Raw genomic sequence first — 24737 nt, forward strand, 5'->3', positions numbered from 1 at the left:
ATTACAAAAGAAGGAGGAGAACCTATGAAAATAGGAAAAAAGAACAAGTGGAAAAAATGGCTGGCCGGCACTCTTGCGGCAACGCTTATGATTTCCATTGCGCCTGCCGATGTATTTGCGGCAGAAACGCGTGAAAAACAAGATCAAGCGAAAACCGCCGCCATTCCGGCAGCAGACCCGGAAAAAGATCTTCCGGCGGAAAAAGTATCCGAGCAGATGCCATTTGATCAAAAAGATATCAATCAAGACGGTGAGATCACGTCTGAAAGAACTGAGAATTCAAAACTTTATTATGAGGGCGAGGGTGTATACAAACAGGAAATCTACACAGACCCCATTCATACGAAAGAAACCGCCAATGCGGACTGGGAAGACATTTCTCCTGAATTGAAAACCGGCTCAAAGGATGTCGAGACGGAAAATACAGTGCTGAACTCCGATTTTCTGAAGCAAATGAAAAACGGATTATACGCTACATTTGAACACGGTGATCATAAGCTCACATACTCATTAACCGGCGCAAAAGGCCCCGATCAGGCTGCAATCACTCCGACAGATGCCTCAGCAAAAGTGAAGGAAGACAGCAACGAGCTTACGTATCAGCAAGTGTTTCCTGCTATTGATTTACAAACCTACACATTTAACGAAAACATAAAAGAAGACCTTGTGCTTCACAAATATGAAGGCTACAATTCCTTCACCTTTCAAATCAAAACCGACCTTCAGGCTAAAGAACAGGAAGACGGCTCGATCGCGTTTTCTGATGACAAAGACAATGTCGTCTACACCGTGCCGAAGCCTTTTATGACCGACTCAGATCTCGATGAAAAGTCAGGTGAAGTCAGCAGGTCAGAAGATGTCAGCTTCAAGCTTGAAAAAAACAGCGAAGGCTACTTGCTGCAGGTAACAGCCGATGAAAAATGGCTGAAAGATCCAAAGCGGGTTTATCCGGTATCTATTGATCCTTCCACATCAGTATCCGTGTCATCCGATACCTTTGTCATGAGTGCGTACCCGACGACAAACTACTCTGCCGCGTCGCAGAAATGGGACGCCGGATTGAAAGCGTACGTGCTGAAAACAGGTTATTATGACGGCACAACTGGAACGAACTACGCATTTATGAAGTTTGATAATCTAAAGCCGATCAAAAACATGACGGTGACAAAAGCGACGCTTAAAGCATACACAGCCCACTCCTATTACGGATCAAAGGCGACGGGGCTTTGGCTCGACACCGTAAACAGCAATTACGACAATGCCAAGATCACGTGGAAAAACAAGCCGGGCTCCAAAAACATCGGCAAAGCCGAGGTCTATAAAGGCCAATGGGCAAGCTTCGATGTCACATCCGCAGTCAAGTCGTGGAACAGCGGCGGCGCCAATTACGGCTTTAAGCTTCACACAAACGGAAACGGAAAAGAATATTGGAAGAAGCTGATGTCATCAGCAAACTCTGCTAAAAAACCATACATTGAAGTGACATACACGATTCCGAAGGCGGACACGCCGTCTGTCAAAGCGTATCATAACGGAGATTCGACAGGATTTTTCAATATCAGCTGGAAAAAAGCTGAAGGCGCCAAAAGCTATAAAGTGTGGCTTTATAACGGGAAAGAATATCAAGCCATTTCTGTCGGCAATGCAACCTCTTGGAGCACAAAAGGAAAAAACATCTGGCCGACAAAAGCGGAAATCGACTCCGGCAAATATAAGCTGCATACAGACGGAAAAGGCGGAAACGAATTAGCGCTTAATCCTTCGCCGGTCTATAAAAACTCCGGCGGCAGCTATCCGGCAAGTAAAAATTACTGGGTCGCGGTCAGCGCGGTGTTTGACCAGGGAGAAGGCGCCATGTCTGCGGCCGCCAAGCCCGTCATTCCGAATATTGGCAGAGTTCAGAAACCAAGCACGAAAGGCTTTAATAACAACAACGCCACAGGCTGGTTTGATCTTTCCTGGAAAGCCGTATCAGGCGCAGCCGGGTATAAAATGCAAGTCTTTAACGGCAAAAGCTTTGAAACGCTTGACCTCGGAAATAAAACATCCTGGTCCACAAAAAATCAAAACATCTGGCCGACAAAGGCGGAAATCAGCGCCGGAAAATATGCGCTTCACCTGAAAGACAAAAAAGGCGCGGAATTGCCGATTAACCCGGGCCCCGTTTATAAAAACTCCGGCGGAGATGCGAATCGGAAAACCTACGGATTTAAAGTCATTGCCTATAACAAAGACGGAGAAGCGATCGCCTCACCGGAATCAAGTCCGGCGCTGCCTGATATCGCAAAGCCGAAAAATCTGACAGGCTACGTCTATACGAACACGAAATCGAGCCAAACGGGTTATGTCAATCTCATATGGGATAAAGTCAAAAACGCCAAAGGCTACAAAATCAACATCTACAACGGAAAAGACTATCAATCATTCGATATCGGGGATACCGATCATTGGACGACCCAAAACAAACACATCTGGCCGTCAGCCGATGAAGTGAAAGCGGGAAGATTCCAGCTTCACACGGACGGAAAGGGCGGCGAACTGGCACTTGACCCTTCACCTGTTTACGAAAACGCAAACGGCAATTACAAAGGGAAGAAGAACTATTCCTTTACGCTGACCGCCTATGACGCAAATGGTGACAGTATACCGACGGCACCTTTTAACCCTGTTTTCCATGAAGGTGCGGAATTTCTCGGAACGGAAGAATTCTGGTCTATTATCGACATTCCGGACGGACAGCTGAACGGCGCGACGGGAAATGTCATCGTCAATGAAGAAGATATGTCAATCGACGGACGCGGACCGGGGCTCGGACTCTCCCGGACCTTCAACAGCCTTGACAGCTCTGACCATATGTTCGGCCAAGGCTGGTATGCCGATGCGGAAACGTCGATCCTTTCTGAAGACGGCAGAGCCGTTTATATTGATGAGGACGCGACAACACATGTCTTCACGAAAAAATCTGACGGCACGTATCAGCCGCCGACGGGCGTTTATCTCGAATTGACGGAAACAAGCGACCAATTTGTATTAAAAACAAAGGATCAGACGAACGCTTATTTCAGCAAAAAAGGCGGCAAGCTTCAAAAAGTCGTTGACGGACACAACAACACAACCGTATACGAATATAACGACAGCAATCAGCTGACCGCCATAACAGACGCATCAGGGCGCAAGCTGACATTTACCTATGATGAAAACGGCCATGTCACATCTTTAACAGGACCGAAAAACAAAAAGATTTCGTATTCATATGACAAAGATCTTCTTAAAAAGGTGACGGATACTGACGGCAGCGTCACAAGCTACGACTATGATGCCGAAGGGCGCCTCGTCAAGCAGTATTCCGCAAACAGCACGGGTGACAAACCGCTGTTCACTGAATACCAATACAGCGGCCACCGTCTGACCAAAGCCGTCAATGCGAAAAAAGAAACGTATGACTACAGCTATGACGCGGACAAAAAAACGCTGCTCATGACGCAGCCGAACGGCCGCAAAGTGCAGTACGGCTATAATGAGGCGGGCAACCCGATTCAGATGATCGATGATGCCGAAGGGCTGAAAATCACGACCAACACTGTATACGAAGGCAACAACGTCATTCAGGACACCGATCCGAACGACGCGGATGCGGGCAAAGCGACAGAAAGCTATCAATATGATAAAGACGGCAACGTCACAGCCGTAAAAGACAACTACGGCACCGAAACGTATCAGTACAACAAAAACAATGACGTAACGAAAATGAAGGATACCGAGGGGAACATCACTGATATTGCGTACGACGGACTTGATGCCGTTTCTGAAACGGATCAAAGCGGAAAATCCTCATCCGCCGCCGTGTACGACAAATACGGTAATCTCATTCAATCAAGCAAAGAGCTGGCAGCTTCGGCAAGCCTGCTGAAAGACGGCAGCTTTGAAGCAACAAAGCTGGGCTGGAATCTCACCGCTACGAGAGACAGCGGAAGCATCGCGTCTGTAAAAGCAAGAAGCGGCGCGCTGTCCGGACAAAAAGCACTGGAGATCACCTCACAATCCGCTTCAGCCGGAACAGAGCACGGCCATGCGTCCGCAACGCAGGAAGTGCAGCTTGAGCCGAATACGACGTATACACTCAGCGGCCAGATCAAAACGGATCTGACAAAGGCGAGAGCGTATTTCAACATTGATCTGCGTGACAAAGACCAAAAACGCATTCAATGGATTCACAATGAATCAGGCGCATTAGCCGGAAAGAATGACTGGACGAAACGGCAGATCACCTTTACAACACCGGCCAATGCAGGAAAAGCCATCGTCTATATGGAAGTGGATCATAACGACAAGGACGGCAAAGGAAAAGCGTGGTTTGATCAGGTTCAGCTGGAAAAAGGCGAAGTCTCTTCAAGCTATAACCCGGTGCAAAACAGCAGTTTCACGGCCAAAACAGATGGCTGGAGCACAAGCGGAGCCGCCGCTGACCTTGATGAAGGCTTCGATGATGACAGCTCATTAAAAGCGTCCCGCACAAATGCATCACAAGCCAATGCGGCCGCAAAACAAACCGTTACGCTAGGTCAAAGCGCGGACGATAAGCCGGTATATATCACGCTGACAGGGATGTCCAAGGCTGACGGCGTAAAATTAACGAACGACAATGATTACGCGCTTCAGGCTGACGTCACTTATGCGGACGGCACGACGGGCGTCTACACCGCCAAATTCCCGCAGGGGACACAGGAATGGAACCGGGCGGCGGCAGTCATTCCGAAAACAAAGCCGATCAATAAAATCGAACTCAGCATTCTGTTCCAAAAAAGCGCCACGGGAACGGCGTGGTTTGATGACATCCGTTTAATCGAAGGAAGCATCCTGACGAAAAATACCTATGACGAAAAAGGAAACTACGTCACAAAAGAAGAAGACGAACTAGGGTATGCAAGCACTGCTTCATATGACGAGACTGGCAAGAAAATGTCTGAAACCGACGCGAAAGGCGAAACAACCGCCTACGAATACGATCAGGCCGACCAGCTGACAAAGCTGACCCTGTCAAACGGCACATCCATCCTTCACAGCTATGACAAGGAAGGAAATGAGCTGACAAAAACGATTCGGGCCGGCGCAGACCAGACCTATCAATATGAATATGACGTCATGGGCAAGCTCGTCAAAACAACCGACCCGCTCGGCAATGTACTGAAGAGTGAATATGACGCCAACAGCAACCTGACGAAAACCGTTTCCGCCAACGGCAATGAAGTGTCGCTGACCTATGACGGCACCGACCGGGTTAAGTCAAAAGCGTATAACGGCACTGAAAAATACAACTTTACCTATGACAAAAACGGCAATGAAACGTCAGTCACAAACAAAGAACAAAATACAACGAAAAAACGCACCTTTGACAACAAAAACCGCCTGACCGAATTAACCGACCGCGGCGGCAGCCAAAGCTGGACGTATCCGGCTGATTCGGATAAGCTGAAAACTTTCTCATGGAGCCACGGCGGCCAAAAAGGAACAAACAGCTTTACGTACAACAAACTTGATCAAATGATTGAAATGAAAGACGGCACTTCAGCCTATACATTTGATTATGATGAAAACGGCAATGTCCAGACATTCATCAGCGGAAATGAAGTCGGCACGAGCTTCTCGTATGATGAGCGGAATCTCGTCAGCTCTCTTCATATCGGAGCGAAAAACGGCGGCAGCATCTTCCGGGAAAGCTATGAATACGACGCCAACGGCAACCGCACGGTCATCGACAGCTCAGCGGGCGGAAAGGTGCAGTACGAATACGGCAAGCTCAACCAGCTCGTCAAAGAAACTCATGAAGACGGCACCGTCATTCAATATACGTACGACGGCTTCGGCAACCGGACAAACGTCACCACCACAAAGGACGGCGCAAGCAAATCAGTCAACGCATCCTTCAACATCATGAACCAGCTGACGAAGGTGAATGACGAAGACCTGTCCTACGATAAAAACGGCAACCGCACATCCGACGGCAAATACACATATACGTGGGACGCGGAAGACAACCTGACCGCCGTCACGAAAAAAGGCGAAGACAAGCCGTTCGCAACATACAAATACGATGAAAAAGGAAACAGAATCCAAAAAACCGTCAACGGAAAAGTTACGAACTACTTCTACGACGGAGACAGCTTGAACGTTCTGTATGAAACAGACGCCGACAACAACGTCACAAAATCATACACGTACGGTGACAGCGGCCAGCTGTTATCCTATACAGAGAACGGCAAGAAATATTTCTATCACTACAACGCACACGGTGACGTCATCGCGATCTCAGACAGCACCGGAAAAGCCGTTGCCAAATATCAGTACGATGCGTGGGGAAATCCGACAAAAACCGAAGCAAGCGAAGAAGTAAAAGACAACCGCTACCGCTACGCAGGCTACCAATACGACGAAGAAACCGGCTTGTACTATCTCATGGCCCGCTACTACGAACCAAGAAACGGCGTATTCTTATCACTCGACCCAGACCCGGGCAGCGATGGGGATTCCTTAGATCAGAATGGATATGCATACGGAAACAACAACCCAGTCATGAACGTCGATCCGGATGGGCATTGGGTGTGGCTTGTGGTAAATGCCGGATTTGCAGCCTATGATGGATATAAGGCATATAAATCAGGTAAAGGATGGAGAGGTGCAGCCTGGGCAGCGGCTTCGAACTTTGGTCCTGGGAAGTTATTTAAGGGTGCTAAAAGGGTTTATAGGTTTGCAAAAACAGCAGGCAGACAAGGAAAACAAGCTAAGTTAAAATCTTTATTAAAGGATCATAAACAGCCTAGGCATGTTAGAGGGTGGATAAAAAATGAAATTAGACATAAGAAATACAAAAACAGAAAATCGATACGTGTTCCAAAAGGGTATGAACTAGCTCACAAACGTGGTTACGAGGCAAGAAAAGGTGCGAGCTACAAGCATTCTGATTTACAAGTAATAAGAAATCATAGGTTACAGCATTTTCATGATGGTTATGGTAAAGGAAGAAAAAATAAAAATACCCGATGGAAATATAGAGGATAATAAGGAGAATAAAAAAATGAACGAAAAAGAACTTGAAATGACATTAAAGTTGGATCCCAATAAAAGGTATCGTTATTTTATTAAGAAAGTTGCTGACTATGAAGAAGTCTGGTCATTGAGTAATGATAGAGGGTGGGTTACATCTGAAGACGACAATGGGAAAATACAACTTCATTTTTGGCCAACAAAAGAGCATGCAAAGTATTGTGCAATTGAGAAGTGGAAGGATACAAATCCGGAATCAATTAGTTTAGAGGATTTTGTAGAGAATTGGCTTCCTGGTATGCTTGAGGATAATGTCGGTATATCCATTTTTTATAATAATACTGATTCAATTTCAATACCGATTCCTCAGGTTTTTTCTGATATCGAGGATGAATTAGAAAACTATTAATAACTAAAAACTTATTAAGAGAGACAATTTTCTGTCTCTCTTAATTTAAATTCCCTGTGAAAGAGTTTTTCTTTTGATAACAAAAAGAGAAATTTTGATTGTTTTTGAATAGCTGAATCTAATGTAAAGAATATTGGTTACTGGCTATTCAATGCTTTCAAATAGAAGCTAAAGGACCTTTTCTAGATCTTCATCTCTACAGTAACTGTTTAACAGATAAATACAAATCGATAATAATTGATGACTTCGCCCTGAAGACTGAAGCAGGTGAGAAAATAACATATCGTGAAAGTGAATTTCAACAATTAAGCGAAGTAGTGGAAATTGAAATTAAAGAGTCTCGTTATTGCGTAACTATTCACCAAAGAAATGAATTCCAAAAGAGTACAAAAGAAAGGGCTTGGAAAACTTATTTCAGGAATTTGTTTGAGGATGCTTCTTTTAGAGAGGCGCTTTGGATAAAGCCAAAAAAACTATTAAATATACTGGATCTAAAAAGCGAAGCAGAAGGAGTATTCGAAACAGAGAATTGGGAATATCCTGATTATCTAACAGATCCAAGCCAATTAATTTCATTTGCACTATATCTTGAAAAAGGCGCAGGTTCAGTTGATTTAGGTGAAGTAAATAACAACTGGAGGGAGTGGGAGGATTACGATATTGAGTGAGTTATGAAGGAAACCTTTTTTAACCTCTGCGCGTACAGAATTCAAACACGCTATTATTCAGGGTATGAGCGGTATGAAATAGAAAAGAAAGAAGGCCGTTCTATTGGGATATTGGGAAGAAGAATATAAAAACAAGAAAGTTTTACTTAGTGATGAAGGCTTAGATATATGTTTTGATGCTGTAGAAAAATTTTGTGAACGATATAAGAGAGATCTGGGCAGAGAACCGATATTAGAAGAATTCTTAGCAAATTTAGTTACCGTAATGAATACAAATGGAGATTCTTCTTTCACGGAGTTAGTTGATAAGCGAATAGTAGAAATAAAGGCAACAACCAGGAAAGCGAAATCAATAGCTAAAGTAGTACCGGGAGCGGTTATTCAAATACCTTTGGATAAGATCGGGAAGTATACTTATGCTTGGGTCATTGAAGGTGATCTATCAAAAAACAAAGACGATGACATTCTTATTCAGTATTATAATATTTTCACTGAAAATACACTTAGCAGAGAAGAAGTCATTCGTCTAATGAAAGAAGAAAATAAGAAAATATTTGCGGCTAATACTGGGCACACAGGTTTTCTGCAAGGAGATTGGAAAGTAATATCCAAGATGCCTCAAGAGATGATAGAGAAAAACAGTCATTCTCAATTAAAATTTGTTTTATATGAAGACGGTAAATATCTCGTGAGTGAAGGCGATTCATTTGCATCAGAAGATGAATTAGCAGAGGCAGATGAGAAAACAGGCAAGGACATCCCAAACCCATTAGGTATATTTGGACATTCATCTGTAGAATCTATTCTATGTAAATATTTTGAAGGGATGACAATGGAGGAAATCATAAAGAATGAATTGTAAAAGACTGATTCCTTACATTCTTGCAATCAATGTTAGAGGATACTTACTATACAGATACTGACAGTAGTAAGTGTGTTTTGAATTCTAAACGAGGTGTAATATGAAAAAAATCAACCTGAGTTCTATTACACAAAAAGAGATCTTGCAAATAGAAAAACAATTTGAACGAATCGCATTAAACAAAATAAGAAACAATCAAGAAAAGTTTAGAAAAATGGAATTGAAAATTGAAGCTGCTTTTGGGAGAGTCGGAGACGAAAAAGTAATAGGAAACGAAGTACAGCCTTCAGATTGTTTTGAGAATAGTTATAACTCATTAATATTTTTTTCTGTAGCTTATTTGGATGGTACCGACTTTCATGATAATGAAGATGGCTATTGTATAGACCATTTAGATATATGGATTTGTGAAAGAAGGTTGTTTTCGGGGAAAGTGGGATATTTAACAGATTTAGAAAGTGAAGAGGAAATAGCAAAAGAAATCCAAGGTAAGATAAATCAATTGTTTTTAGAAGCTACAGATATAATAAAAAAATTAAAAGAATGATTTATAGCTTCTTTTAGTTATTTTTAGAGAAGAGATTTAGAGAGGTTACCAGCCTCTCTTATCTTATATGATAAAAACCAAACTACACACGGAACATGTGGGAATAACATACTGCTGAGACGAAGTAAAAGACAAGCGCTACCGCTAACAGGCTATCAATACGACGAAGAAACTTATTCTATCTCATGCCGTTTACAGTGTATAAAAGATAGAAGGAGAGAATTAAATGTACTATTTTTATGAAATATCAACTCTCAATGACTATGATTCGGTTGAAAAAGAGTATAAAACAATAGAGGATTTAATATTTGTTATATTAAAAAATATGGAAAATAAACAATATGCAATGTATTCTTACTCTGTTTCAAATAAAGATAGTGATACTTGTATATTCTCAGCGAGCTTAAAAACAAATACTTTGTTTAATAAAAAAATCTCATTTATAAAAACCTCAGCAGAAGAGTACAAAAATACAATAATTGCGCATGAAAATATAATCTTATTGGAAAAAGATGTTGAGTTAAAAGATATATTAAATGGAGCTTCTTTAGCAGAGAAAACAATTATTAAAGATTTACTGGATTATGTTCTTTATCATATAGAAATAACAGATTCCGAGACAATCAGAATAGGATCTAGACATAGAGAAAATATTACAAACATTATTAAATAAGGGCATTAAATAAAAAATAGATGAGCCTGTTGATCATCTTTTGGTCAACAGGCTTTTTTAAAAAAAATTATAGATAATAAGTGGGTAGGTGATTAGAACTGAGACAGTAAAAGGTGAACAATCGATTGAAACTTAGCTTGAATTCCAGAGCGTCATTCAAATCATTTACTAATAAATTAAAGCTATTAAGTAGAGAACGAGGAGACAGCATGGCCAAAATCGGAGACGGTTGTCTGGAACTTGAAATAACACCGAGAAGGTATCAAGAAGCAGAGGATGATCCTTTTATCTCAACAATGTTTGAACTGTTGGAACATAATAAAGCAATCGTTCGCGATTACTCTGCCGTTTTATTAGAAAGTGAATATAAAATGCTGATATCAGATATTGAAGCATTATCAGCAGGCAATCAAGACAGGATACGTTTAGAAACAATTGAACCATTTTTTATACTAAGTATTGATAAAGACAACGAACATTACAGATTTATCATTAGATTTATGGAAAATCATTCAAATACAACCTTCTATAAATTGAACTGTAATGAAGAAAAGCTAGAAATTTTCGTGAAGACTTTAAAATCAGATCTCAAAGACTCCAAAACTTTATTAGGGAGATAAACGATGTACAAAACAATAAATGAATGGGTAGATTACATAGATGGGGGGTGCGCTGTCCTTCATTTTGATTTTCAAGTGTTTAAAAAAGAACTTTCACTTAAGATTCAGGTCGTTGAAAATAAAGCCGAATATACGCATAACATTCTTTATCAAAATGTAGCATCTGTTTATTTTAGTGCAGATATTGGTGATATGAGATTAGAAAAAATAGATCCTGAAGAATACAATTGGCAAGTATTTGAGATGAGTTACCACCCGGAAGGAATCGGTAATCTATCAAATGCTGTAATTCCGGAGTATCAATCAAATGCTAATTTTCTCATTGACATGAACAGAATGCTGATTGCTGTAGAAGCTGAAACAGTTCGCTTTGACGACCAATCATTTTATGCGTATCATTCAAAATCATAAATAAACAAATAAGAGAGGTTCCCAGCCTCTCTTTTCTTACATAACGAAATCGTTCGCGGAGGCAAACATGAACACTCCTTTAAATTTACAAAAAGAATCATTGAGGGCTATAGGGAATCTGGATGTGATTAATCCGCTTAAATACAATTCGATTTATTCATGTGATCTAGTGAGTAAAGATACTTTTTCTCAATTAATGAATGACTTAGAATTCGAAACCGTTCTGATAGAAGTAATGGCATCACCTTCTTTTATTGAAGGATGGAAGAAGAAGGTTGAAAAGAAAATGATAAATACAAATACTGTATCGAAAAAGTTAATTCATGTTGAATGTGTCCTAACCAAAGAAGAATTGATGGCAGATCACTTATTGGATGAATTATATTTTTTAGCATCGATCAATGATTTTGTTGTTATAATGGCAGATCCTGCCAAAAATAAGTCCTACATGAACCTGAATACTCAAAAAGTTGATGTAACTACTGAAAATAATGAAAAAATCATTTGGTTTGAATTTGATGCAGCAGAATTATATATCATTGATTAATTTGATATAAATTCCAGATTATTAATCTATGGAGTGTTGCTGATGTTGAAACTTACCGCGGAGCGGGTTGGGTCATATAAAAGAGAGCACATCATCTATTTCAATGCGGGTCGGGATGATCAGGTATTTATTGTGTCGGTGCACGATCACAAAGTAATATTGGAGGTTATGAAAGGCAGCTCTCTTTTAATCAAAAAAGAGTTACACGGATTTTCTGAAGATGCCCATTTCTATCTGATTGATTCGTATGATAACACAATCGTGATCGTTTACCTGGAAAATCATACGTGTCAATTGGCCGCATACTGCATAAACAGTAATAAAATCAATCCGATTTGTTCTTTTCTATTAAGCGCCAATGTATTTCATCTGGGTGAGGATGGTTTATTATGGATCGGATTAACGGACGAGGGTATGTATGATGAGAGAAATCCTCAAGGAAAAGCGATATTTGCTTTTCATACAGAAGACAGAACGTTTTATTTTGAAGACGATTTTAAAGAAATGATGCATGAATGCTATGCCGTACAATCGATCAAATCTGATTTGTATGTATGTTTCGAGGGAGAGGATTGCTGTGTCATCGGTCATTATCAGATTGGACGGGACAGAATTCGTACTGTTGCAGAATATGTGCTGGACGGCGATCAATACTCCTATTGTGATCAGCTATCCGTTTCGAAAAAAAGGGTGCTGCTGATTCAGAGCCACGAGGATACCCTATTTGCATTTCATGAAGAGCACAAAGAGACTGACGTCATGATACACGGTATTGATAGAAAAGGAGAAACAACGTACAGAGCCGTACAGGATCGCATGTTTATCTTTAGTGATAACGATTTATATCTGGTGAAGTATTGATTACTTCTATGCAGCATACATGCCGGCAGAATGAAAATATCCTGTAAGGAAGTGTTCAGTGATGAGAGAAAAGTTAATTGACAAGCTTGAGGAAAACAAGAGGCATTTTTTAATGAAACAGGTGTGTGCCTCGCTAAGATCTTGTGAAGAATCAGGGTTTGTTTATCAATTAGCTGAGGCAGAACAAAGCAGGCAGATATTTGAGACTATATTATCGAATTCTTTCCCAAGTGCAGTGCGTGAAGTTGATATAAGCGACAAGGAGACAGCCATATCGCTTATTTTAGAAAACATTGCGGATACGGGGGTTGAACGGATGAATGATATTGTTTATCTGTTTCATCCGTATAGTAATGAAGTCGGTGCTATCAAATGTGCGCTGAAGGATTGTGCAAGTCATCTGCACTGTCTCATGGATTTTATAGATTTTGAAGGCCGGCTGCTTTCTAACAGCTTTATTTTAGTGGAGCCGTCCTTCTCATTTTCTGTCTGTTTATTTCACACAGAATACGGCTGTGAGCTTGTGTGTAAACCGCCGAAAAGAGGTACAAGATGCATCCCTTTTTTATAAAGAACACAAAGGAATCGGCAGTCTTTCAATTTCAAATATATTCTTTATTTCATGAAGACAAAGCGTTGCCCGAACAAGTTTTTAAACAACGAAAACATTATTATCTATTCGAAGAATTCCATTGGGTCTTGTCTGAAGAAGGCTGGGAAATGCTCAAAAGTTTGGCGCATCATCATCACGATGAATTTATCTTAATGGCTGTTCTGACACAACCGGATGATATGAATCGGTTTTAATAGGAATTCGGATATTTTAACTGGTTAAAGATTCCTTTAAATATAACCGAAGATGAATATCTTTCAATCTTAACTGATTATCCAAAGCACAGTAAAAATGACAGCATAATGAATATTGCATCCCGCGTCGTATGGGCTTCACCGACTTTAAAGTGGGCGATTTACGGAGAGAGATTTTGAAATCTGTATTCTAGGTATTGATCAGGAGATTGCGGGAAAAACGTTAGGATCATGGAGGCCCTTAGACGACCGTGTTTTAGACTGGGTATCTGTTGTATTCCCGGATCAGACTGTTCCGGATGAATTTCAAAAAAAGCTCACCGCGCATTATAAATACAAGGGGCAATGACATGAAAATAAAAATGAACAAGATACATGACGAATCAATAAAAGGGCGTTTCTTCCATTTTGATAACTGCGGGCGTCTGTATCTCGGACGGCATCAGAATGGCGGGCTTTCGATTACGATCATCGATGAATCAGGTGATATTCGAGTGATTCTGAGATGTTAAAATCCAACAGATATTCTTTAAATGATGACGTCATCCGAAACCTGAAATTATACAAAAAAGAATTAGAGGGGCCGCTGCCTTCAGATGCAGGGAGATTCGAAGAAGACTTTGAGGGTGCTGCCTGCGCTGGGGATTTTTATGAATACTTCGCACTTGTCTGCGGCAGCTTAGATTTTGTGTTGGCGAATAAACAAATCCCTGCGCGGCAGCGTAAAGCCTTATATAAATCCTTTTTTGAGCTGTATCCGCAATATGCGCAGCTGAAAAACGCTTTAAAGGATTATCCGGAGCTCAGCCGGGAAATCGGGCGGCATGAACGGGCCAGGAGGCTGTTAGTCAGCATTTTAAACAAGAAATGAAAGGCAGGCTTCTGACGTGAAAGAACCAACAATAGCAGAATGTCTGAAGAAGGCTGGTCTGATCCTGAACGGTCAAGCGGCGAGGGAAGAAGTGTCGGATTGGGCGTGCGAGTACGTGGCTGCAGATGATCCGGCGGTTGAGGACGAAACCGTTTGGGAGATGCTCGTATATTTGAGCGGGCTTGATCTGAAAGATTCGCCTGATGCGTATCTGCATACGTTAGAAGAATTAAGAGATTGGGTGCAGGAATATAAAGAAGTTCATGGGGGTTTGTAAAAAAAATTCATTTGAGTCAGACATGTCAATTCAGGTGAAAAAAAGGAGGCGCAAAATGGAGTGGCACAAACATGAGAAAGCAGTTCTGCTGGGGCCGGATTCGCCGGGTTGTTTTGAATTGACGGAGTTTACGTTCTATACCGGGTATAACGAGTATTATGATAAAATCCCGGTGTTTGAGCTGAAGCTGACTGACGGACAGTATGATGCCGTGCTGCGCTTTGAGGATGTGAGGTCTGCCCGGCTGGATGATCTTGAAAGCATCACCGACATCCATCTGGATATCAGCCCGGTCGACAGCGGCTGGGAATCGATCCGCTACTATGTCGATGACGGGGAAGGAAGCATGTGCTTTTATTGCGCCAAATGGGTCGTGCTCGACATGAAGAAAAAGCAGTCCCCCGAACGGCCCGGCAAAACGTCAGGGTAAAGCGGCGGCATTTCGCGTATAATGAGGGGAGCCGGACAGAGAAGGAGTTTAGTCATGAATGAGTTTAATGAATATGCGATCAGCCCCGAGATCCGACGGGCGCTGAATGGCTTGCAATACACCGAGCCGACTGAAGTGCAGCGGCGCGTCATCCCCGCCGCGCTGCAAAAAAAAGACCTCGTCGTCAAATCGCAGACGGGCAGCGGCAAAACCGCGGCTTTCGGCATTCCGATCTGCGAGCTTGCGGAGTGGGAGGAAAACAAACCGCAGGCCCTGATTTTAACGCCGACCCGCGAGCTTGCGGCGCAGATTAAAGAAGATATCACGAATATCGGCCGTTTCAAACGGATAAAAGCCACGGCGGTTTTCGGAAAAGCTTCTTTTGATAAACAGAAAACCGAACTGAAGCAAAAAAGCCACGTCGTTGCCGGAACACCGGGGCGTGTGCTTGATCACATAGAAAAAGGGACGCTGCCGCTTGAACGGCTGGCGTATGTGGTGATTGACGAAGCGGATGAAATGCTGAATATGGGATTTATTGAACAGGTGGAAGCCATCATTCAGCATCTGCCGAAAAACAGAGTCACCATGCTGTTTTCAGCGACGCTGCCGGATGACGTCGAGAAGCTGAGCCGCACATATATGAAAGACCCTGAATTGATTGAAGTAAAAGCGGAAGGCCTGACGACAAAAGACATCGAGCATTTTGTCACCAGAACAGAAGAAGAAGACAAAACATCTTTGCTGCGTGATGTTCTGATCACCGAAAACCCGGACAGCTGCATCATATTCTGCCGGACAAAAGAAAGGGTCATCCAGTTAACCGATGAGCTGGACAGGCTGGGCTACCCTTGCGATAAAATTCACGGCGGCATGGTGCAGGAAGACCGCTTTGACGTCATGAATGAATTCAAGCGCGGCGAGTTCCGCTATCTCATTGCGACCGACGTTGCCGCCAGAGGAATTGATATCGAAAACATCAGCCTCGTCATCAATTATGATATTCCGCTTGAAAAAGAAAGCTATGTGCACCGCACAGGCAGAACGGGCCGCGCCGGACACCGCGGACGGGCCGTTACGTTTGTGACGCCGTCTGAATCGCGGTTTCTGAATGACATTGAGACATATATCGGTTTCCGCATCCAAAAGCGGGAAGCGCCGTCGGAAAAAGAAACAGCGGAACGGAAAGCGGCATTTGCGGAAAAATTGAACGCCCGTCCCGATGTCAAAACAGACAAAAGCGAACAGTTAAACAAAGACATCATGAAACTGTATTTTAACGGCGGGAAAAAGAAAAAACTCAGAGCGGTCGATTTTGTCGGGACGATCGCGAAAATCGACGGCGTTTCAGCCGATGATATCGGGATTATCACGATTCTGGACAACGCATCGTACGTCGAAATTCTGAACGGCAAAGGCCCGCACGTTCTTGACATCATGAAAAATACGACGGTCAAAGGCAAAAAACTGAAAGTCCATAAAGCCAAGAAATAAAAAAAGAAAGCCTGCCGCGTGCAGGCTTTTTTTACGCCGTTTCCTCAGGCACAAACGCAAGGATGGCAATGCCGATCACAAATAACAAAATCAGGCTGAACACGGCGGCTGACGAATTTCCGGTCAGCTGGGCGGTGACGGCAATCAAAAGCGGGCCGATAATCGAAGCGAACTTGCCGAAGATATTATAAAAGCCGAAAAACTCATTGGCGTTCTGTTTGGGGACAAGCTTTGCAAAGTAAGAGCGGCTCAGCGCCTGAATACCGCCTTGGGAAGTGGCGACAAGCATAGCCAAAACCCAGAAATCAAAAGCGGAATCCATAAAATAAGCATACGTGCAGACAATCATATACACGCCGATGCCGGCATAAAGCATTGTTTTTCCCTTAAACCGTTCGGCCAGCCGTCCGTACAAAATTGAAAAAGGCGCGGCGACGACCTGAGTGACAAATAAAACAATCAGCAGATTTGCCGCGCTGATGCCGAGGTCAGCCCCGTATGACGTGGACATCGTAATGATGGTGCCGACCCCGTCGATGTAGAAGAAATAGGCGAGCAGAAACAAAAACAGCGCCCGGTGCTTCCTGATCTGCTTCAGCGTGCCGGCCAGCCGTATAAAACTGCTGATCACAAGCCGCGGCTCCCTCTCGATATAATAGCGCTGGCGGACGCGGAGAAGGAGCGGAATCGAAAACAGCCCCCACCATGCCGCCGTAATCAAAAAGGCAATGCGGCCGGCAGCCTGGGCGGACAGCGGAATCATCTCCGCTTGTGCTGACAGAATCACGGCAATGCTGAGGAGAAAAGGGATTGTACTGCCGATATAGCCCAGCCCAAACCCCCTGGCGGACACCATATTCATCCGCTCCTTTGCGGCCACATCAACGAGAAACGCATCATAAAACACATTAGACCCGGCAAAGCCGATCGTAGAAATCGTATAACAAATTAATAACAGCATCCAAGATTCGCCGGGAATCAAAGCCAGCGCGGCGGTGCCCGCCACACCGATCAGAAAAAAGAAGGCAAAAAACCGTTTCTTGCATCCTTTGTAGTCGGCAATCGTTCCTAAGACGGGGCTGAGCATCGCCAAAATAAAAGTCGCGGCGGCAATCGTATAGCCCAAATAAGCGGTGGAATCAGCCGCGCTGACGCCGTTTTCCGCCGCCGCCGCTTTAAAAAACAAGGGAAACACCGCCGTCATAATAATGACCGAATAAGCTGAATTGGCCCAATCATACAGCATCCAGCTGCTTTCTTCTTTCGAAAACCGTTTCATCACACACGCTCCTTCCCAAAAACCGGTTCTCTGCATTATATGCGCCGCTGCCTCATCGTTGGACAATGATTTCTGAACGGCGTTTTCTGATTGACCTGGAGATATTGACCTAGTACAAAAAGGATGTACAATCAAGGTGTAGCAGGTAAATGGTCAGGCGGGAGGGAGACGGAATTGAAGATTGCGAAAGTCATTAATAATAATGTCGTCAGTGTGCTCAAAGAAGGCAATCAGGAATTGGTCATCATGGGCCGGGGCATTGCTTTTCAAAAGAAAACGGGAGATCCGGCAGATGAAGCCCGCATTGAGAAAGTGTTCACTCTCGATAACAAAGATGTATCCGAAAAGTTCAAAACCCTTTTGTATGATATTCCGATCGAGTGTATGGAAGTATCTGAGGAGATTATCAGCTATGCGAAATTACAGCTCGGCAAAAAGCTCAACGACAGCATCTATGTGTCGCTGACCGATCATATTAACTTTGCGATCCAGCGCAATAAGAAAGGGCTGGATATCAAAAACGCCTTGCTGTGGGAAACGAAACGGCTGTACAAAGACGAATTTGCAATCGGCAAACAAGCGTTGGCCATGGTGAAAAACAAGACTGGCGTGTCTCTGCCGGAGGATGAAGCAGGCTTTATTGCGCTGCATATTGTAAATGCCGAGCTGAATGAAGAGATGCCCAATATCATCAACATTACAAAAGTCATGCAAGAGATAAAATACCATTTTAAGATTGAATTCAACGAAGAATCGCTTCACTATTATCGGTTTGTCACCCACATAAAGTTTTTCGCGCAGCGTCTTTTTAACGGCACACATCGACTTTTTGCTGGAGAAAAATACCGTCGGGCGTATGAATGCACGAAGAAAATCAAAACTTGCATTGAGAGGGCGTATGAGCACAAGCTCACCAGTGACGAGCTGCTGTATTTAACGATTCACATAGAAAGGGTAGTCAAACAAGCATAATGAAAGCGTTGGCATTATTGTTCTTGGATTCATTTTTTCTTACATTCACATATGATCTTGTTAGAATTGTTGCTGATAAGCAGGCAAAACCTAAATTACAATGAGCGCGGATCATTTCTGTTTGTGCTGATGGTAATTTAGGTTTTTTTAAGATTCGTTATTATCATTATTCTGACCGATGTTCCCTTTTAACAGAATCATGTATGATCGATAAAGAAATCGCTTTCAAAGAAAGGGGAATGCCGACATGTTTTATCGTATGAAACGAGTGCTGCTCATTCTTGTCACTGGATTGTTTTTGAGTTTGTGTGCGATCACTTCTGCTGCATCAGCTCAAACAGGCGGATCGTTTTTTGAACCTTTTAACAGCTATAACTCCGGTTTCTGGCAAAAAGCAAATGGTTACTCCAATGGAGATATGTTCAACTGCACTTGGCGTGCAAATAATGTATCCGTGACGTCATCAGGTGAAATGCGTTTGGCGCTGACAAGCCCGTCTTATAACAAGTTTGACTGCGGGGAGAACCGCTCCGCTCAAACCTATGGCTATGGACTTTATGAAGTCAGAATGAAACCGGCTAAAAACACGGGGATTGTTTCATCGTTCTTCACTTATACAGGTCCAACGGATGGTACCCCTTGGGATGAGATTGATATCGAATTTTTAGGAAAAGACACGACAAAGGTTCAATTTAATTATTATACAAATGGCGCGGGAAACCATGAGAAGGTTGCGGATCTCGGATTTGACGCGGCCAATGCCTATCATACGTATGCGTTCGATTGGCAGCCGAACTCTATTAAATGGTATGTCGATGGGCAATTAAAACATACTGCGACAAGCCAAATCCCGACAACACCGGGAAAGATCATGATGAACTTGTGGAATGGGATAGGTGTCGATGACTGGCTCGGTTCCTACAATGGTGTAAATCCGCTATACGCTCATTATGACTGGGTGCGCTATACAAAAAAATAATGTACAGAAAAGGATTTCCGCCAGCGGAAATCCTTTTCTAATTAAAACGAAATAATCCCAATCAAAAGCGCCGCAATCGTCATCACAATCGTTGTTCCCACGGCCCATTTAATAGTGAATTTTTGATGGTCGCCAAAGCTGACGCCTGCCATTCCGACCAATAGATAGGTGGATGGCACAAGCGGGCTGAGCAGATGCACCGGCTGTCCCAGCAAGGAGGCTCTTCCGATTTCAGCGGCGTCTATTCCGTAAGCGGAAGCGGCTTCGGCGATGATGGGAAGAACACCGAAGTAAAAGGCGTCATTCGACATGAAAAAGGTGAAAGGCATGCTGGCAATCGCCGTGATCAACGGCAGATGCGGGCCCATGGCATCAGGGATGAGGGAAACGAGAGAATGCGCCATCGCATCGACCATTTTTGTGCCTGAGAGAATGCCTGTAAATATGCCTGCCGCAAATACCATTGAGACAACGTTTAACGCATTACCCGCATGCGCCGAAATCCGTTTCTGCTGCTCTTTGACATTTGGGTAGTTGACCATCAAGGCGATGGCGAACGCGATCATAAAAAGAACAGGGATGGGAAGCAGGCTGGTGATCAGCGCGGCCATCAGAGCGACAGTCAGCAGCAGGTTAAACCACTGGAGAGCGGGACGCTTCAGCGGCGCCGCCTCCGGATCAGAAGACGGCGCGTGTTCAATCGAAATGATGCCGAGCCGCTTCCGTTCTTTTTTTCCGAGGAGATAAGCAACGGCGATCACCCAGAGAACGCCGGCGATCATAGCGGGAATCAGAGGCGTAAAAACTTCTGACGTGTCCAATTTCAAGGAAGCCAAAACCCTCGCCGTCGGCCCGCCCCACGGAATAATATTCATGACGCCCGAACCGAGCATCGCAATCCCCGCCAGCACCAAACGGTTCATGCCGAGCCGTTTGTAAAGGGGCAGCATTGCCGCAATCGTAATCATATACGTTGTTGTCCCATCTCCGTCCAGCGAAATGGTCATCGTCAGAACCGCTGTGCCGATGGCGATTTTTAACGGATCCCCTTTGACAAGCGATAGGATTTTGGCAATGAGGGGATCAAACAGACCTGAGTCAATCATAATGCCGAAATAAAGGATGGCGAATAACAGCATGATCCCGGTAGGAGCGAGGTCTGTAACGCCCTGAATCATCATCCCGCCGAGATCTTTGCCAAATCCGCTGATCAGGGCAAACACAACAGGAACGACAATCAAAGCAATAAGAGCGGAAAGCCGGTTAGACATAATAAGATACATAAAGACAATCATCATCACAAAACCGAGTATGGCAAGCACGATATGACCTCCCCTGTTCAACAGCTGTTTTGGTAAGCGTTTTCACATTTTGTTTCTGTGAAAAGGGCTTATTTCAAAATGTGTATGACCGCATATGTAAATACAGACCTAAAATCCTAATGAGCGGATCAGCAGTTTATTTGAAGAACGCCGCGGGTAAATGTGCTGTAGAATGTTTCGTTTTAGAAGGGGGAACTGACATGAGTGATGATCAAAACAAACGAGTAAATGAACACTCAAAGGACGAACAGCTGGAGCAGTACCGATCTGATAACAGCGGCAAAAAAATGACGACCAATCAGGGGCTTCGCGTGTCTGAGGATGAGCATTCCTTAAAAGCGGGCGTCCGCGGCCCCACGCTGATGGAGGATTTTCATTTTCGTGAAAAAATGACGCACTTTGATCACGAGCGGATTCCGGAACGGGTCGTTCATGCGCGCGGGTACGGCGTTCATGGGCATTTTCAGGTGTACGAACCGATGACGGAATATACACGGGCGAAATTTTTGCAGGACCCGTCCGTCAAAACGCCTGTTTTCGTCCGTTTCTCAACAGTGGCGGGCTCCAAGGGGTCAGCCGACACCGTCCGTGACGCCAGGGGATTTGCGACGAAGTTTTATACTGAAGAAGGGAACTATGACCTCGTCGGAAACAATATTCCGGTGTTCTTCATTCAGGACGCGATCAAATTCCCGGATCTCGTTCACGCCATAAAACCGGAACCGCACAATGAAATGCCGCAGGCTGCGACGGCTCATGATACGTTCTGGGATTTTGTCGCAAACAATCCTGAATCCGCGCACATGGTCATGTGGACGATGTCTGACCGCGGCATCCCGCGAAGCTATCGGATGATGGAGGGCTTCGGCGTGCATACGTTCCGTTTCGTCAACGAGAAAGGAAAAGCGCGCTTTGTCAAATTCCACTGGAAACCCGTGCTCGGCGTTCATTCCCTCGTATGGGATGAAGCGCAGAAAATTGCCGGGAAAGATCCCGATTTCAACCGCCGCGACCTATGGGAAACGATTGAAAACGGCGGCAAAGTCGAGTATGAGCTCGGTGTTCAGATGATTGACGAAGAAGATGAATTTAAATTTGATTTCGATATCCTTGATCCGACGAAGCTGTGGCCGGAGGAGTTGGTTCCCGTCAAGCTGATCGGAAAAATGACCCTTGACCGCAATCAGGACAATGTCTTTGCGGAAACGGAACAGGTCGCATTCCATCCGGGAAATGTCGTGCCGGGCATTGATTTCACCAATGATCCGCTTCTTCAAGGCCGGCTTTTCTCTTATACAGATACACAGCTCATCCGTCTTGGCGGGCCGAATTTTCACGAGATTCCGATCAACCGGCCGGTCTGCCCGTTCCATAACAACCAATACGACGGCTACCACCGGATGACGATTAATAAGGGCCCTGTCGCCTATCATAAAAATTCTCTGCAGAACAATGATCCGTCGCCGGCCTCAGAAGAAGAAGGCGGATACGTTCATTACCAGGAAAAAGTAGAAGGCAGAAAAATCCGCCAGCGCAGCGAGAGCTTCAATGACTATTTTTCTCAGGCGAAGATGTTCTGGAACAGCATGTCTCCCGCTGAAAAAGAACATATCATCTCCGCGTTCTGTTTTGAGGTCGGAAAAGTGAACAGCAAGGATGTGCAGCAGCAGGTGGTTGACGTCTTCAGTCACGTCGACGCCGGGCTTGCCGAGCGTGTTGCGAAAGGAATCGGCGTGAACCCGCCGCCGAAGGACCGTGAATCTGATGAAACGTTCACTTCCCCGGCCTTAAGCCAGGAAAACACGGTGAAGACGGCAGCGACAAGGCAGGTTGCGGTTTTAACCGACCACGGGTTTTCTGATGAGAAAGTCAAACAAGTGCTTGACGCATGCAAACAGGCGGGAGTCAGAGCCGATATCATCAGTCCTGTGCTTGGAACCATCAAGGGAGAAAACGGTACGGAGCTGAAAGCGTCAGCCACTTTCCTGACAGCGGATTCCGTCCTGTACGACGCTGTTTTCATTCCGGGCGGAAAACAAAGCACAGACAGCCTCAAAGCCCAAAAATCGGCCAGAGACTTCGTCAACGAAGCTTTCAGCCATTACAAAGCGATCGGCGCCTCCGGTGAAGGAAAAGAACTTCTCGCCCTCGCCGCCGGAACCGAAAGCGGCCCCGGTCTTGTTCCGGACGGAAACCATGAACAATTTCTGAAAGCCGTGGCTGAGCATCGGCATTGGGACAGAAACGTATAAGAATGAAAAAGCGCCTTTGATGAGAGGGGCGCTTTTTTCTTGTGAAAGAATATTGGGAGAAAACGAAAATTGCTTCCGTACAAATCCGTACCTTCCGCTGTCCTGGACATTCAGACAACAGTTTTAGAGAGTCAGGGCATGCGCTATTTAAAGCAGGCGGGTTGATGAAATAATATGTTTCACCCTCTTTGGTTTACTTCCGCTCTGTGTTTGTGTATCTTAGGGGTAGATTTTCTGGAGGAGCGATTGATAGTGAAGCCGTTTACCGAAAAACAACTCGAAGAATATTACCGGCGTGACGAAAACATGATGATTTTGGTGTTTGCCCAATGGTGTGTCAATCATGACCTTGATCCGATGGCCATTTACAGCAAGGCTTACCCCGGACAGCCTTTAAACGAAGAGCTGCGAAAAACGGCTGAAGAGCTTGTCGTGCCGAAGGAGGAATCAGAACCGATTCCTGATCAAACCGTCATCGGCGTTTTGGAGATGTTCGGCAACTCCGATTTGGCGGAAGCCGTTTATGAAGCCATTGCGCAAAGACCTTCACGGTAAAAGAGGCGTGGATTTTCCATGTCTCTTTTTTCATGGAGAAAATGTGAAAGAAGGCCCAGAAACAATTTGCTGATCTGCGCTGTCTATAGAGTGTAAACCGTTTTCAAAAAGGGAACGGTAATGAAAAGGAGGAGTTGTGATGAAAAAGGCATTCAAAATGATGGCGGCCGTGCTCTTAACCGTGCTGACAGCCGCGCCGTTCGGAGGTTTCGCGCCTTCAGCAGAGGCCGCGCAAACCGCAAAGCCCGTCGTCAAAAGCCAGACGTATAAGCATGTAAAGCAGCTGACGTACCCCGAGGTCACAAATACGGGAAACGCATCTTTTGAAAAGAAAATCAATCAGGACTTCAAACGCTATATTGAAAACTCGTACAAAGAATATGTAAAAAACAAAAAAGACGGTGAAAAACAAGGCTACAAAGCGGAATACCAGGCAGATTTCAAGGTGAAGTATAATCAAGGCGGCAAGCTCAGCATTCAGATGGAAAACTACAGTTACACAGGCGGCGCACACGGGCTGACAGCCGTTCAGACCTTTAATTACGACCTGGCCGCAAAAAAACGGGTCACACTCAATGATGTGCTGAATACAAAAACGAAGGCCAACAAAACGAGAGACTATCTTTACGGCTACATTATGAAACATAACGATCTGTTTGACCAGGACGTCAAAAAACAAGAGATCATCCTCAATAACGAAAGACCTTTCTTCTTTACGAAAAACGGCATTGCCGTTGTGTTCGGACAAATATGATCTCGGACCATACGCGGCAGGAATCCGGGACGTTTTCGTGCCTGCATCCGTCTATCAATAAAAAAAAGCGATATCACTCCAAAACGGAGCGGTATCGCTTTTTTTC

At 44.2% G+C, this 24737-nt stretch carries 22 protein-coding genes and 2 pseudogenes; 22 read left to right on the forward strand and 2 right to left on the reverse strand.

Annotated features, from left to right (window positions below; translation table 11 throughout):
- Positions 1–24: 24 nt before the first annotated feature.
- The 17 genes and pseudogenes from ACWJJX_RS05875 (at position 25) to ACWJJX_RS05955 (ending at position 16518) form a co-directional block, all read left to right on the forward strand.
- Positions 25–7056 (forward strand): DNRLRE domain-containing protein, encoded by a 7032-nt coding sequence (locus tag ACWJJX_RS05875; RefSeq protein ID WP_454022821.1) that lies wholly within the window; start codon positions 25–27, stop codon positions 7054–7056.
- 16 nt (positions 7057–7072) lie between these two features.
- Positions 7073–7450, forward strand: coding sequence for a DUF2750 domain-containing protein (locus tag ACWJJX_RS05880; protein ID WP_043867560.1), 378 nt, complete (start codon positions 7073–7075; stop codon positions 7448–7450).
- Positions 7451–7590: 140 nt separating this feature from the next.
- Positions 7591–8118: a DUF7003 family protein gene (locus ACWJJX_RS05885; RefSeq protein WP_411859685.1), complete on the forward strand. Its 528-nt coding sequence runs from the start codon at positions 7591–7593 to the stop codon at positions 8116–8118.
- 103 nt (positions 8119–8221) lie between these two features.
- Positions 8222–8980 carry an Imm26 family immunity protein gene (locus ACWJJX_RS05890; protein ID WP_265210192.1) on the forward strand — a complete coding sequence of 253 codons (759 nt, stop codon included), beginning with the start codon at positions 8222–8224 and terminating at the stop codon, positions 8978–8980.
- Positions 8981–9080: 100 nt separating this feature from the next.
- The gene (locus ACWJJX_RS05895; RefSeq protein WP_146275851.1) at positions 9081–9527 is read left to right on the forward strand and encodes a hypothetical protein; all 447 of its coding nucleotides are present in this window, start codon (positions 9081–9083) and stop codon (positions 9525–9527) included.
- 226 nt (positions 9528–9753) lie between these two features.
- A complete protein-coding gene (locus tag ACWJJX_RS05900; protein ID WP_053573912.1) occupies positions 9754–10200 on the forward strand; it encodes a hypothetical protein in 447 nt (148 codons plus the stop codon).
- Positions 10201–10409: 209 nt separating this feature from the next.
- Complete coding sequence (locus ACWJJX_RS05905; RefSeq protein WP_173612912.1) at positions 10410–10820, forward strand: WapI family immunity protein; 411 nt, start codon at positions 10410–10412, stop codon at positions 10818–10820.
- 3 nt (positions 10821–10823) lie between these two features.
- Positions 10824–11231: a YxiG family protein gene (locus tag ACWJJX_RS05910; protein WP_173612913.1), complete on the forward strand. Its 408-nt coding sequence runs from the start codon at positions 10824–10826 to the stop codon at positions 11229–11231.
- A gap of 67 nt (positions 11232–11298) precedes the next feature.
- On the forward strand, positions 11299–11778 hold the full coding sequence (locus ACWJJX_RS05915) for a hypothetical protein (protein WP_173612914.1): 480 nt from the start codon (positions 11299–11301) through the stop codon (positions 11776–11778).
- A gap of 42 nt (positions 11779–11820) precedes the next feature.
- On the forward strand, positions 11821–12639 hold the full coding sequence (locus ACWJJX_RS05920; protein ID WP_173612915.1) for a hypothetical protein: 819 nt from the start codon (positions 11821–11823) through the stop codon (positions 12637–12639).
- Between the two features lie 61 nt (positions 12640–12700).
- Positions 12701–13210, forward strand: coding sequence for a YxiF family protein (locus ACWJJX_RS05925; RefSeq protein ID WP_265210195.1), 510 nt, complete (start codon positions 12701–12703; stop codon positions 13208–13210).
- A pseudogene (locus tag ACWJJX_RS05930) lies at positions 13192–13795 on the forward strand (hypothetical protein). The gene ACWJJX_RS05925 and the pseudogene ACWJJX_RS05930 overlap by 19 nt, the downstream one beginning before the upstream one ends.
- A gap of 1 nt (position 13796) precedes the next feature.
- Entirely contained in the window at positions 13797–13958 is a 162-nt protein-coding gene (locus tag ACWJJX_RS05935) for a hypothetical protein (RefSeq protein ID WP_165698147.1), read from the forward strand.
- Positions 13952–14317: a YxiJ family protein gene (locus ACWJJX_RS05940; protein ID WP_454022822.1), complete on the forward strand. Its 366-nt coding sequence runs from the start codon at positions 13952–13954 to the stop codon at positions 14315–14317. Before ACWJJX_RS05935 ends, ACWJJX_RS05940 begins: the two co-directional genes overlap by 7 nt.
- 16 nt (positions 14318–14333) lie before the next feature.
- Complete coding sequence (locus ACWJJX_RS05945; RefSeq protein WP_071392465.1) at positions 14334–14594, forward strand: DNA-binding protein; 261 nt, start codon at positions 14334–14336, stop codon at positions 14592–14594.
- A 55-nt stretch (positions 14595–14649) separates the two neighbouring features.
- On the forward strand, positions 14650–15024 hold the full coding sequence (locus ACWJJX_RS05950) for a hypothetical protein (RefSeq protein ID WP_182069149.1): 375 nt from the start codon (positions 14650–14652) through the stop codon (positions 15022–15024).
- A 54-nt stretch (positions 15025–15078) separates the two neighbouring features.
- Positions 15079–16518 carry a DEAD/DEAH box helicase gene (locus ACWJJX_RS05955; RefSeq protein WP_007407785.1) on the forward strand — a complete coding sequence of 480 codons (1440 nt, stop codon included), beginning with the start codon at positions 15079–15081 and terminating at the stop codon, positions 16516–16518.
- A gap of 31 nt (positions 16519–16549) precedes the next feature.
- On the opposite strand, the gene ACWJJX_RS05960 is transcribed toward ACWJJX_RS05955, so the two are convergent.
- Positions 16550–17800: an MFS transporter gene (locus ACWJJX_RS05960; RefSeq protein WP_454022823.1), complete on the reverse strand. Its 1251-nt coding sequence runs from the start codon at positions 17798–17800 to the stop codon at positions 16550–16552.
- Between the two features lie 171 nt (positions 17801–17971).
- Between ACWJJX_RS05960 and licT the strand changes: the two genes are divergently transcribed.
- On the forward strand, positions 17972–18769 hold the full coding sequence (gene licT, locus ACWJJX_RS05965; protein WP_454022824.1) for a BglG family transcription antiterminator LicT: 798 nt from the start codon (positions 17972–17974) through the stop codon (positions 18767–18769).
- A gap of 247 nt (positions 18770–19016) precedes the next feature.
- Positions 19017–19748 (forward strand): beta-glucanase, encoded by a 732-nt coding sequence (gene bglS / locus ACWJJX_RS05970; RefSeq protein WP_003150769.1) that lies wholly within the window; start codon positions 19017–19019, stop codon positions 19746–19748.
- Between the two features lie 41 nt (positions 19749–19789).
- On the opposite strand, the gene citH is transcribed toward bglS, so the two are convergent.
- Positions 19790–21070 carry a citrate transporter CitH gene (gene citH / locus ACWJJX_RS05975; protein ID WP_077723043.1) on the reverse strand — a complete coding sequence of 427 codons (1281 nt, stop codon included), beginning with the start codon at positions 21068–21070 and terminating at the stop codon, positions 19790–19792.
- Positions 21071–21270: 200 nt separating this feature from the next.
- Here citH and ACWJJX_RS05980 point away from each other — a divergent pair, with 200 nt between their 5' ends.
- The 3 genes and pseudogenes from ACWJJX_RS05980 to ACWJJX_RS05990 all read left to right on the forward strand — a co-directional run bounded on the left by ACWJJX_RS05980 (position 21271) and on the right by ACWJJX_RS05990 (position 24692).
- Complete coding sequence (locus tag ACWJJX_RS05980; protein ID WP_326374916.1) at positions 21271–23322, forward strand: catalase; 2052 nt, start codon at positions 21271–21273, stop codon at positions 23320–23322.
- A gap of 306 nt (positions 23323–23628) precedes the next feature.
- Positions 23629–23877 (forward strand): hypothetical protein, encoded by a 249-nt coding sequence (locus ACWJJX_RS05985; RefSeq protein WP_046341506.1) that lies wholly within the window; start codon positions 23629–23631, stop codon positions 23875–23877.
- 139 nt (positions 23878–24016) lie between these two features.
- A pseudogene (locus ACWJJX_RS05990) lies at positions 24017–24692 on the forward strand (DUF3298 and DUF4163 domain-containing protein).
- Positions 24693–24737 lie beyond the last annotated feature (45 nt).

The organism is Bacillus sp. YH3-2-B2 (assembly GCF_053663335.1).